The sequence below is a fragment of the Fontibacillus phaseoli genome (assembly GCF_003337355.1).
GTDB lineage: Bacteria > Bacillota > Bacilli > Paenibacillales > Paenibacillaceae > Fontibacillus > Fontibacillus phaseoli.
Genome location: NZ_QPJW01000007.1, coordinates 54,956 through 66,021 on the forward strand (window position 1 = coordinate 54,956; position 11,066 = coordinate 66,021).

The 11,066-nt window shown below is 51.3% G+C and carries 12 protein-coding genes; 5 read left to right on the forward strand and 7 right to left on the reverse strand.

Annotation, left to right across the window (positions count from 1 at the left end; all coding sequences use genetic code 11):
- Positions 1-61 precede the first annotated feature (61 nt).
- A complete protein-coding gene (locus tag DFP94_RS16755) occupies positions 62-820 on the reverse strand; it encodes a carbohydrate-binding protein (RefSeq protein ID WP_245954932.1) in 759 nt (252 codons plus the stop codon).
- 262 nt (positions 821-1,082) lie between these two features.
- Here DFP94_RS16755 and DFP94_RS16760 point away from each other — a divergent pair, with 262 nt between their 5' ends.
- Positions 1,083-1,340: a hypothetical protein gene (locus DFP94_RS16760; protein ID WP_147273863.1), complete on the forward strand. Its 258-nt coding sequence runs from the start codon at positions 1,083-1,085 to the stop codon at positions 1,338-1,340.
- Between the two features lie 18 nt (positions 1,341-1,358).
- On the opposite strand, the gene DFP94_RS16765 is transcribed toward DFP94_RS16760, so the two are convergent.
- The 6 genes from DFP94_RS16765 to nfsA all read right to left on the reverse strand — a co-directional run bounded on the left by DFP94_RS16765 (position 1,359) and on the right by nfsA (position 8,172).
- Positions 1,359-2,915 carry an amidohydrolase gene (locus DFP94_RS16765; protein WP_245954921.1) on the reverse strand — a complete coding sequence of 519 codons (1,557 nt, stop codon included), beginning with the start codon at positions 2,913-2,915 and terminating at the stop codon, positions 1,359-1,361.
- 15 nt (positions 2,916-2,930) lie between these two features.
- A complete protein-coding gene (locus DFP94_RS16770; RefSeq protein WP_114497622.1) occupies positions 2,931-4,433 on the reverse strand; it encodes a Na+/H+ antiporter NhaC family protein in 1,503 nt (500 codons plus the stop codon).
- A gap of 39 nt (positions 4,434-4,472) precedes the next feature.
- Positions 4,473-5,327, reverse strand: coding sequence for a PfkB family carbohydrate kinase (locus DFP94_RS16775; RefSeq protein ID WP_114497623.1), 855 nt, complete (start codon positions 5,325-5,327; stop codon positions 4,473-4,475).
- A gap of 96 nt (positions 5,328-5,423) precedes the next feature.
- A complete protein-coding gene (locus DFP94_RS16780; RefSeq protein ID WP_114497624.1) occupies positions 5,424-6,437 on the reverse strand; it encodes an SIS domain-containing protein in 1,014 nt (337 codons plus the stop codon).
- A 158-nt stretch (positions 6,438-6,595) separates the two neighbouring features.
- The gene (locus DFP94_RS16785; RefSeq protein ID WP_114497625.1) at positions 6,596-7,324 is read right to left on the reverse strand and encodes a GntR family transcriptional regulator; all 729 of its coding nucleotides are present in this window, start codon (positions 7,322-7,324) and stop codon (positions 6,596-6,598) included.
- A 104-nt stretch (positions 7,325-7,428) separates the two neighbouring features.
- Positions 7,429-8,172 carry an oxygen-insensitive NADPH nitroreductase gene (nfsA, locus tag DFP94_RS16790; protein ID WP_114497626.1) on the reverse strand — a complete coding sequence of 248 codons (744 nt, stop codon included), beginning with the start codon at positions 8,170-8,172 and terminating at the stop codon, positions 7,429-7,431.
- Positions 8,173-8,539: 367 nt separating this feature from the next.
- Here nfsA and DFP94_RS16800 point away from each other — a divergent pair, with 367 nt between their 5' ends.
- From DFP94_RS16800 to DFP94_RS16815, 4 genes are all read left to right on the forward strand, one after another.
- Positions 8,540-9,220, forward strand: a complete 681-nt coding sequence (locus tag DFP94_RS16800; RefSeq protein ID WP_114497628.1) for a hypothetical protein — start codon at positions 8,540-8,542, stop codon at positions 9,218-9,220.
- Positions 9,221-9,392: 172 nt separating this feature from the next.
- Positions 9,393-10,244 (forward strand): SPFH domain-containing protein, encoded by an 852-nt coding sequence (locus DFP94_RS16805; protein ID WP_114497747.1) that lies wholly within the window; start codon positions 9,393-9,395, stop codon positions 10,242-10,244.
- 15 nt (positions 10,245-10,259) lie between these two features.
- On the forward strand, positions 10,260-10,457 hold the full coding sequence (locus DFP94_RS16810) for a type II toxin-antitoxin system antitoxin (RefSeq protein ID WP_114497629.1): 198 nt from the start codon (positions 10,260-10,262) through the stop codon (positions 10,455-10,457).
- A complete protein-coding gene (locus DFP94_RS16815; protein ID WP_114497630.1) occupies positions 10,444-11,046 on the forward strand; it encodes a hypothetical protein in 603 nt (200 codons plus the stop codon). The genes DFP94_RS16810 and DFP94_RS16815 overlap by 14 nt, the downstream gene beginning before the upstream one ends.
- Positions 11,047-11,066 lie beyond the last annotated feature (20 nt).

The following is an 11,066-nucleotide window of genomic DNA, read 5'->3' on the forward strand; positions in this document are numbered from 1 at the left end:
AGGATCACAGAGCCGGGTAGCAAGCTGTCTGTGATCCTCCTCCTGAATTTTTTAAAATAATTTAGTGTACCTCGTAATTATGGCCATAGTTATTATCCCAATATGTTTGCCCGCCAGTTGTATACGAAATTGCATATTTTACATTTGTAGCGCCCGGAACGTTGAAGCTGTAGTTCCAATTTTCAACACTATCGAAATTATTCAAGGAGCCGTTATAAGTGGCGTAACCCTCATGAGTCGTTGCCCAGTTGTCCGTGGTGTACAACACTTTTACAGTTTTGGCCGGATTCAGATTTTTCACGTAGATATTGCCGCTGAATGTACCATTGCTCAGAGTACTGTTGGCATTAAGCACATTTGGAGCCCCCAGAATCACGGATCGTAGTGGAACTGTACTACTCACTTCATTGTAATAATTCGCTAACCCGTTGTTATCCCAGTAGGTCTGGTTATTCACTTCGTATTTAATGGCGAAATTTACAAATTGCAGATTCTTCAACTCGGAATGATCTGTGGTAGAATCATTTGTGAAAATGCTAAAATGCCATCTCTCATGGCTCGCATCCGTCGCCCCTGCGTAAGACGCACTCGTATCATACCAAGTTACGTTATCTGTCGTGTAATGGACAGTCAAATTCTTCACGGGACCCAGATTAGCAACTTCAATATTGCCGCTGAATCCGACATATCCAGATTTATAAACAACGCTGATATCCGAGTCGATAAGCTTGACCTCATTACTGCTGGCAAATGCCGATCCGGCAAAAGACATACCAAAAATCAGAGTAAACAGCATCCATCCTGCAAATAGTTTTTTCATTGCTTTCACAGTTCTCTCTCCTCTAATTTAGATTTTTGCACCACGGTCAGCCGATAAAGAAGACATAGGTAGATAATTCCTACGCCTTTATTGTTCTTCTATCCTCCCATCCTTTAAAATTTGGAAAGTAGATGTAATTTCATGAATGTAAATCATTTCCTTATAATACAATAACTCTCTCTCAGTTTTAGGTAAATAGTCAAGAAGTAGCATTTTTTAATATTTATGTTAATTTTTACCGCAGAAAGTCTGGATGACGGTCGTGCCGGACTGGATACGGGGGCGGTTCATCGGGATGCTCGCCACCCTGCAAAATACGATCATGGGCACCGCAATGTTCCTGGGCGGAGTCTTGCTGGAGGCCTTTTCGCCCCGCATGTTAGGCCTCGCCGGCGGAGTATTGCTGACCGTGATGGGAGCGGGATTCGCTGCCGTTTACTTTTTATCCCGCCACCGATTTCATAATGTGGCCGATTGCGAAGACGACGATGCCGCAGCACAAACGGAGGCCACCCTCTAGGGCAGCCTCCGCTTTTGTTTATCCTTTATCATGGACAATGCGTCCATGTAATAACGTAAATATGACTTTGGCGTCCCGCCACTCCTCCTCCGGAGTTTGGAACAAATCCCGGTTGAGCACGGCGATATCCGCATATTTTCCCGGCTCCAGCGTACCCGTCTTATCCTCCAGGCCATTATGGTAAGCCCCTGAGATCGTCCATGCCTTCAGCACTTCAGCCATGGAAAGCCCGTTTTCCTTATGCCAGCCGCCTTCCGGCGAACCATCCGCAAACTTCCGGGCAGTTACCGCATACAGCGAGTCCGGCACGCTCGGATACATCAAGGGCAAGTCCGTCCCCATCGTCACAACAACGCCTTCGCGCCGCATCGTTCCGTAATTATAGAAATTCCCTTCCCGCTCTTCCCCCGCGAATTCACGCATATAAGCCGATTCCTCCGAATCGTTCATCAGCAAAATTTGCGAATATACCTCCGCAACGATGTCAGCTTGTCCCATTCGCTGCAAATCATCCGGATGAGTCAGCTCCAGATTAGCGATGGAATGGCGCAGCTTCGTTCCCGACTGCTCCCGGCATTCCTCCAGAATGCCGACCGCTTGCCGCACTGCGGCATCCCCTTCAGCATGGATGCACACCTTGAAGCTTCTCCGATCAGCTTCCAGCGCAGCCTGCCGCACCTTCCCGTAATCGACCGGCTTCCGGTTCGTCGTCGCTGCGTCGTTTGCGTACGGCTCCAACAGATCGCCGGTGAAATCGGCGATAATGCCGTCCGTCATCAGCTTATAGCCTTGGAAGCGGAGAAAGTCGCCCTGATAGTCGGCCGTGCATCGTTCCCCGAACGCAAAATCGATCGGCCGCGAATTCGGCTGCGAGCAGAAATTGACCCGAACGCCGAGCCGGCCTTCTTTTTCCAGTGATTCCAGGATATCCAGCATCCCCAAATAATCGTCAAAGGCGATATCTTTGATCGAGGTGACGCCGCGTTTCGCCAGCATGGCTCCGAAATCGGTGAATTTCCGCGCCATCTGCTCCTTGTCGCTCGCCAGCTCCCGCAGCAGTTCGGCGACCGCTTCGGGATGGCAGGCATCCGGAGTAAACCGATACTTCTCCATCGCTTTGGCATTCATCCAGCAGTAGCTGCGCTCTGCGTTGAATAGCGCGACGGCTCGTCCCGGAAAGACCTCATCCAGCGGCGCCTGCGGAGGCTCCTCCCCCCACGCTTCGCCCGGCCAGCCGTGTCCGTAAATATCGCTTCCCTCCGGAAGCCCGGCCGCATAGGTTTTCACCGATTCAAGGGCTTCTTCCCAAGACCCGCAGCCCGACAGATCCAAGCCTAGCGTAATCAACACGCTTCCCGTAAAAAAAGTGTGATTGTCGTGAAATCCCGCAGTAATCAGCGCACCGCCGAAATCCCGAACCACCGTGTCGGGCCCAATCCAGGCATCCGCTTCTTCCTTCGGCCCGACCGACGTTATCACATTTCCCGAAACCGCCACATATCCGGGCTCCGGCTTATCCGCCAGGCCGGTAAACAGGCTATCCGAGACCAACACCAAATCTGCCCGTTCCGTCATCATCATCGCCTCCTTTTAGAATATGAACCCGGCCGCCAGATAAGCTCCCGCGGAAAGCACCAGTGCAATCAAAGCATACGGAATCGTGGAGATACCGTGCCTGTATAGATCGATTTTCCCGGAAGCGGAAACCACGATACCTGCATCCGAGTAGAAGCACGCATTGCTGCCCCAAATCCCCGCCGAGATCAGCGCGCCGATCGTGAGATAAGGATTGGCTCCCGTCGCCTCGCAAAGAGGGATCAGAATCGGAATCGCCATAATGTACAAGGCCCAGTTCAGCGATACCAGGAACTCCGTAATCGAGAATGCCGCAAAGATCAGGAACGGCAGCAGAGCAGCAGATACCTTCGAGCCCGTAATCCCGACGATATACTCGGTAAATCCGATTTCATCGACGGAGTTACTTACGACGAAAGAAACGATCAGAAGCACGGTAAGCATCAGCATGTCCTTCATACCGCCCAACAGGGTTTCGATATACTCCTCAGCATTGAAAATACCCTGAGCAATAAACACAATCGCCGTAACAATCACCGTGACGATCAGCCCCATTTGAATGTTCATGTCAAAGTAAATCGTGGAAGCCAGAAGCACGATGATCGGAATGAAGAAATTGATGATCTTCGCCGGCTTTTTCACCGGTTTCTGCGCCACGTCCTCTGCAGCAACAGCGGCAACGGCGTCCGCAGCTTCCGGCGTCTCGTCTTCAGGGATTTCCTCCGGAGATACCGAACCCCCGGCGGCAACGCGTGCATAAGCCTTTTTCATCGGTCCGATCTTCGGAATAATACCGATTATTGCGAGCAAGGTCACTAGAATAATGATGATCGGATAGAACAGGAACGGTACCATTTTCATATACTCTGCCATGCCCTTACCGGGCGCCGCGAAATGGTTGGCGACAAGCAGACTGGCGATAAATATCGACCACGAGCCGATCGGATGCAGCGTACATGGCGGAACCGCGGTCGTTCTCAACACCATGGCGTTCATTTCGCGCGGAGTTTTGAACTTGTCGTTGACCGGCGTCATGCAGGTTCCGACCGTTAATGCGCTTAGGTAATCATCGATCGACAGCAGCAGGGTCATCAGATAGGTGATGAACAGCCCCATTTTGCCGCCCTTCGCTTTTTTCGATGCCCATTCGCCGAATGCCGCCGCCACGCCGCTCTTCTCGAACACGGCGATCAGACAGCCGAACAGCATAAAAATCACGATCAGCGACAAATTATCCGGATCACTAAGCTGCTCGATGAGCTTATCATTGTAAACGGTCAACGTTTGCGCCTTATATTTCATAAATACGGCCAGAAAGCTGCCCCACAGGAAGCCTTCCAGAATTTTTCTCGTGGTAAGCACGAACAAGAACATGACTACCGGTGGAACCAGCGTCCAGACCCCGTAGCTTTCCGCACCCTTCGGCGCTGCAAAACCGATAACTATAAATACGATGAGAATGGCCAAATAAACGACTTTATTCTGCTGAACCGCCCAGAATCTTTTGGCTTTTTCCATGAATATGCTCCCCTTTGCCCTTCAAAGGATTAGAATCTTTCAGACATAAGCTTTGCCGTAACCGAACGAGCCTTCCACCAGGCAGATTTGCGCCGAAAACGCCGCCGCCTTCCGCAATCCCTCAATGACTGTCCCTTCTCCAGGGAAATGCCCCTTTCTCCAGCCGGAATCCAGCAAATGGATCAGAAACGCCGTTACGAAAGCATCTCCGGCCCCCATCGTGTCGACAGGAACGACATAATCGACTTTCCCTTCATAAAACCGGACGCCGTCATAGAAGAGCGAACCTTTCGAGCCCCGGGTAATCAGGGCCGCGCCAGCGCCAAAACCGGTTACCCGCTTCAGCATTTGCTCGATCTGCGAAGTCGTAAGCTCGCTGCACGACAGCAACGCAAAATCTATATAAGGACAAACCTTCGCCAAATAAGCGTCATCATGGAACTGGGGTTCATCCGAAAAGTCGAACGATACAAGCGCATCCAGCCCGCGCAGCTTCGGCAGCTCATTCTCCAGTCGCGAAAAGCAACTGGAATGAATCAAACGAAAATCCTGCAGATAATCAAACTGTGCCTGTTCCACCTCGATGGGCTGCTCCGTGGAGATACCGCCTTCGTTCCAATCGACGAATACCCGGTCCCCATCCACCAAATTGACCTGGCAGTAACCGCTTACACCATTGCGATCAATGCATTGTGAAATATCGATTCTTTCTTTCAAAAGCGATGCTTTGATCAAATCCGCTGCTTCATCACGCCCGAACACGCCCAGATAGGCCGAATTCACGCCCAGCTTTTGGGCGTAAACCGCAAAATTAACCGCATTCCCTCCGGGATACATCACCCCGGTGTGCTGATATTGGTCGACGACATTGTCACCGAATCCGATAACTTTCATGGTTCCTTATCTCCTTTCCCCTCGTGCGAAAATCATTCCGGTCCGGTCCGAAGCTCCTGGCCTCGGACCCGATCCTACCTTAAGCATCCTTGAATCTTAATATTCCACGGTTCTGTAATATCTGCGGGTCGACAACGGATGATTGCGCTGCGCCTCCAACTGCACGCTCACACGCTCAAACAGCGAGGCGATGATCAGCGGGGACAAATACTTGCGGAACTGGTCGCTGATTCCCTTCAACTCGTATTCCTTCGTATCGAATATGCTCAGCTTGTCCGTATATTTCCGGGCAAAACGTTCCACCCGCTCCATCAGCGGACGGCTTTCGTCTTCGCCGGTCATCAGGATCATGCTCGTGTCCCGTTCGACCAGTTCAAGCGTGCCATGGAAAAATTCCGCGGCATGAACCGATTTGGTGCGGATCCATTGCATTTCCTCCAGCACGCACATCGCATAAGAATACGTCTCTCCCCATACGCTTCCCGATCCGATCAGCATATGGTAGGTTTCATCTTTGTATTTGTTGACGAAAGCTTCGGCCGGCCCCTCCGTTGCCCGTTTCACGTCCAACAGCACTTCGGGCATGGCCTCCAGTTCATCCGCAAACCGCGCATATTCCGGAAACTCGCCCCGGGCGGCCAGCAATTTGAAAATGAGCAGGTACAGCTGCAAATAAATCGAATCGGAGGCCGTATCGTTTTCCGAATAATTTACGAGCGTATAGTCGGTTAAGTCAGCCAAAGGCGTGCCGAGCTCGCCGACGAGGCCGATGGTGGTAGCCCCTTTATCTTTGCAGAATTTCGCGGCCTCCACGGTTTCCTTCGTGGTTCCGGACAGCGAGGACAGGATCACCAGGGAATCCGGACCGAACTGCTTGTGGTCGTAAAGCACGAATTCCGCTGCGATTTCCGCATATACCGGCAGGGTTGACGTTGTTTTGATCATATATTCAAAAGGATACATAATCGCGATCGACCCACCGGAACCGATCAAGAACAAGTTTTTGTAGCCGCGTGCCGTGAGCTTCTCGCCGATCTCCTCGATTTGCCCGCGCAGGCCGACCGCACCTTTCGTTACTTTCCGGAAATTGTCTTCGTTAAAGTTAAACATGCCTGTTTCCTCCTTCTTAAGCTGCACTGAAATCGCTTTAATGGTATATACCATATTGATTGGTATATACCATTTATGGATTTAGTATAACTTCATAGTTTAGAGGAAGTCAATGCTTTTTCCGATATTGGTATATACCAATATCGGAAAAAGTTAATTTAAAGACTCAATTCGGTATAAAAGCTGACGATGTCGCCGCGCGTGACCGATTGCGAAAATTCGATGCTCCGCCCTTCCGTATCATAGGCGACCGTTTCCAGTAAAATGCAGGCGCTTTCGTTTTGGATCTTTAAAAGCCGGCTCTCCATCTCGTCGCTGATCGCAATCCGGGTATACTGGCTCGCTTTATGCAGCTGGATCGAGTAAATGTCCTCCAAAATTTGATACAGGGATACATTTTCATTCATGTACTTCTCGATGCCCTGGCAATAACGGTACGGAATTTGCGAAAGTTCGATGGCGACCGGAATCCCGTCGGCCAGCCGCAATCTTTTCAGCGAGAAAAGCATTTCGTCCCCCGACAGATTCAACGCCTTCGCCACCGAAGAGGTTGCCGGCACCATCTTCATGTCCAGCGTCTGCGTCGTCGGTTTCATCCCGATATCAAGCATCGCTTTGGAAAAGCTGTTGAACGTAAAATCCATCCGGATTTTCTTGTTGGATACAAACGTGCCGGCCCCGACCGTCCGTTCCACGAAGCCTTCCCTCTCCAGCAGCGAAAGGGCGTGCCTGGCCGTCATCCGGCTGATTTTGTGCCGTTCCGCGAGATCGCGTTCGGACGGAAGCTTGTCTCCCTGCTTGAGCTTGCCGCTCTCGATGTCCTCCACGATCATTTCCTTCAACTTCTTGTAAAAAGGCACGGATTCCTCCGTTTCAAAATTTTTCATAAGGTCTACCTCTTAAATTTAATCATAGTATGAGTCCTATTCCATTATATGGAGGGTTCGAAATAAAGTCCATGGCCCCTGCCGTTTTCTCCCCCTCCGTGCAATTACTTCAATTCGAACCCTCGCCGCCGCAAAAACTCCCGCATATGAAGCCGGGCGGGCTGGGCAAGCTTCTCAGCCATCAACACGGACCATGGCGTATCCTTCACTCCGCCGGTCCGCTCCCTGAGGTACTTCACCATTACTTCATCGTATTGCTCCACGCCGTTTTCCGAACGCTCGCGGTCATACTCGTTCCAATGCAGCACCGCTTGCTGAGGCAGGCGCGGGCGGTGGCCCGGCTCCTGGTCGGGATAACCGACGCACATCCCGAACACGGGATATGCCAACTCCGGGAGGTCAAGCAGTTCGGCGACTTCCTCGCTCCGATTGCGGATTCCGCCGATGTAGACGATACCGAGCCCGAGCGATTCTGCGGCGACAGCCGCATTCTGGGCCGCCAGCGCCGCGTCGACCGTAGCCACGATAAAATTCTCCGTCGTGTCCTCATAGGTTTCCTGCTCCGGCAGATGCCGCTCCGCGGCGGACTTCAATCGGGACAGGTCTCCGCACCAGACGAGGAAAACCGGGCATTCCCCAATGTAGCTTTGATGTCCGCAAAGCTCCTCCAGCTTGTCCTTCCGTGCCTGATCGGTGACCGCGATCACGCTGAACGCCTGGACATTGCTTGAGCTGGATGCCATCTGGGCCGCCCCTACGATATCCTCAATCTGCTCCCGGGTAACCGGCTGCGCGGTGTATTTCCGAATCGAGCGGTGATTTTTAAGCTGCGCGATGACGTCATTCATTCCTTATTCACTCCAAACGTCTTAATATAAATTGTACCGCTTGCGCAAGATAGGTTTCCGAAAAGTCTTCCCGGATATCCGTAAGTTGTTCCAGTCCCTTTAATATAACCACTAGTTTTATTATCAAACTTTCATCTCCGGCGCGCAAGGTCTTCAACTTGAACACCGGAATGCTGGCGATGGGGACAGCCAGCAAAAAACATCCGGAATCATGCAAGCAACCGGTAACTTGGCGTTGTTGACTTGCGACCGACAACTCCATCCGGGAGCAAAGTCTTATTTACGGCCCCATTACTCCTGGTTTGGCGGTCCTGGGGAAACTAATGCTTTTTCCGGAACGTCTATATGTTGAAAGGGAGGTTATCTCATGAGGGTCAAACAAATTGCGGTTGTTCTGCTAGCTTCTTCCCTTCTTCTGAGCGCCTGCGGTAACCATAAAGACAGCGAATCCAGCACGTATGCCGAATCCGGCAATAACCCGAAAACAAACAGCCGGGAGATCATCGACAAAGGGGATTTAAACGATTTGTCCGGCAGTTTGAACGGATCCCAAATGCAGCCGGACGGTTCGGGTTCAGCCCCCGACGGTGGAACAACCTCAGAAACCGATTCAAGTGAGGGTGATCCGCCCTTGGACAAGGAAATGAAGGGGACGGCCGGACAGCTGTACAGCCTTGCTTTTCATGCCATGTTTGAGATGGATGAAGGTTTGAATTCCGACATGAAGTACATTGCTATCGATTTCAGCGAAATGACGCAACTAACGGAACAAGATAAAACCTACATTTTGGCCTCCTTCGATTCCTATGGGGTGGAAGTCCGGGACGCAGCCTTTGATGAGCTAAAACAGGAAGAAGGCTTCAAGGACAAAATGGTGCTGGAGGGCATCCTGCTGCAGGTCAAAAAGGTAGATGTCAGCGAAGCTGCCGCCGTGATCGAAGGTTCCAAGTATCGAGCCGGTAACGGAGCCGTCGGGACCAAAATTACACTAAAGCTTGAAGACGGGTCCTGGAGCGTAAGCGATGCCGGAACGACCTGGATTAGCTAAATGGGTTCAAGGCACGCATAGAGTTTCCATTCTGAAACGAAAACCGATTGTCCCCAAGTCATGCCAGTGACTGCGGGGATATTTTTTTAAGTTAGTAATTTACAATATATTCAAAAAGTAATATCATATAAATATCAAAATAATATTTAACTCAAAGGAGTGCTCGGACATGTTGAAAGAGAGAGAACTTTCTTATTTAAACGGCTTTATCGCCCTGGTGTTCATTCTGGGAATTACGGGTGCTGGCGTTTATCTGATTACGTTGGGGGACGTCCTTCCTATGGTCATCGGTATTATCGCTTGCTGTGCTGCCTTCGTGCTGCTCACCGGCTTAACGATCGTACAGCCGAATCAGGCCAACGTCGTGACCTTTTTCGGACGTTATATCGGCGTCATCCGCAAAAGCGGCTTCTACCTGGCGATACCGTTTTCCACCCGGAGAAGAGTCTCCCTGCGGGTTCGTAACTTTAACAGTGCGAAGCTGAAAGTAAACGATGTGAGCGGAAATCCGATTGAAATCGCCGCCGTTGTCGTATTCTCGGTGGTCGATTCGGCCAAAGCCCTGTTCGAAGTCGATGAGTACGAAACTTTCGTCGAAATTCAAAGCGAAACGGCCCTGCGCCATGTGGCCAGCAAGTATCCGTACGATCAGCCGGATACTACCGGATTCTCCCTGCGCGCCAATACGGAAGAGATCGCACTGGAATTGACCGATGAATTGCAGAAACGCCTGACCATTGCCGGAGTAAAAGTGATCGAATCACGGCTGACCCATTTGGCTTACTCGACGGAAATCGCCAGCGCGATGCTGCAGCGTCAACAAGCCGAAGCGATCATCGCCGCCCGGGAAAAAATCGTCGACGGCGCCGTCACGATGGTTCAAATGGCCATCGCCCGCCTGCAAAGCGACAATGTGGTCGAACTGGACGACGAACGGAAAGCCGCCATGATCAACAACCTGCTCGTTGCCGTCGTATCCGACCGTTCCGCCCAGCCGGTCATCAATGCGAGCACGTTGTATTAAGGGGAGCTATTTACAATGGCCGGCAAAAAGAGCTTTCCGCTGCGCCTGGACCCCATTCTTTATGAAGCTTTGGAGCGCTGGGCAGCTGACGAATTCCGAAGTGTGAATGGTCATATCGAATATCTGCTCCGGGAAGCTTTACGGAAAGAAGGGCGTCTTCCTTCGCCACGGGGGACGGCCCGCAAGGAGGATAAGAGTGATGCAGAACACTAAGAAGATCCGCAAGCCATGGTGGGTATCGAAATCAACGGCTCTGCTGCAGGAGTACGCGCCTTCCGCACGCGGAACCTATGTCCCCGCGTCGTTCAAAGACTGGAAATACACGGGGCAGCATGTAAAGATACCATTAGGCCATGGATTGGGTACGATTATTGTAACAGCAACGGATTCCGATTCCGATTCTTCAAACCAACTGGTCGTCGGCATGAAGTACAGCTATTCTCCCCGGCGTAAACTGGAATTCCATCTATGCAAATTAAGTCGTCCGCTATTTCTGCCGTTTCATCCGCAGCTTCGCCACGTTACGCTGCCCAATACGGCCATGAATAAGCAGTTTCACGCCAAAGCCTCGCATCCCAGCCTGCTCCGTTCCATATTGAAGCAAGATGGGCTGCATGAGGAGTTGGAAGCCCAACCTTCCGCTTATATCAAGCTCCAGCCCAATAAACAGATGGCGATCCTGAGCTTGGACGAAACCAGCAAAAAGCCGGATACTCACCTCTTGGACCGCAATATCAAGCTGATGAAGCATTTCATTGCCGCACTCCACGAACAAGGCTATATCCGGGAAAAAAATAAATAGCAAGCATACAAGAAGCCTTC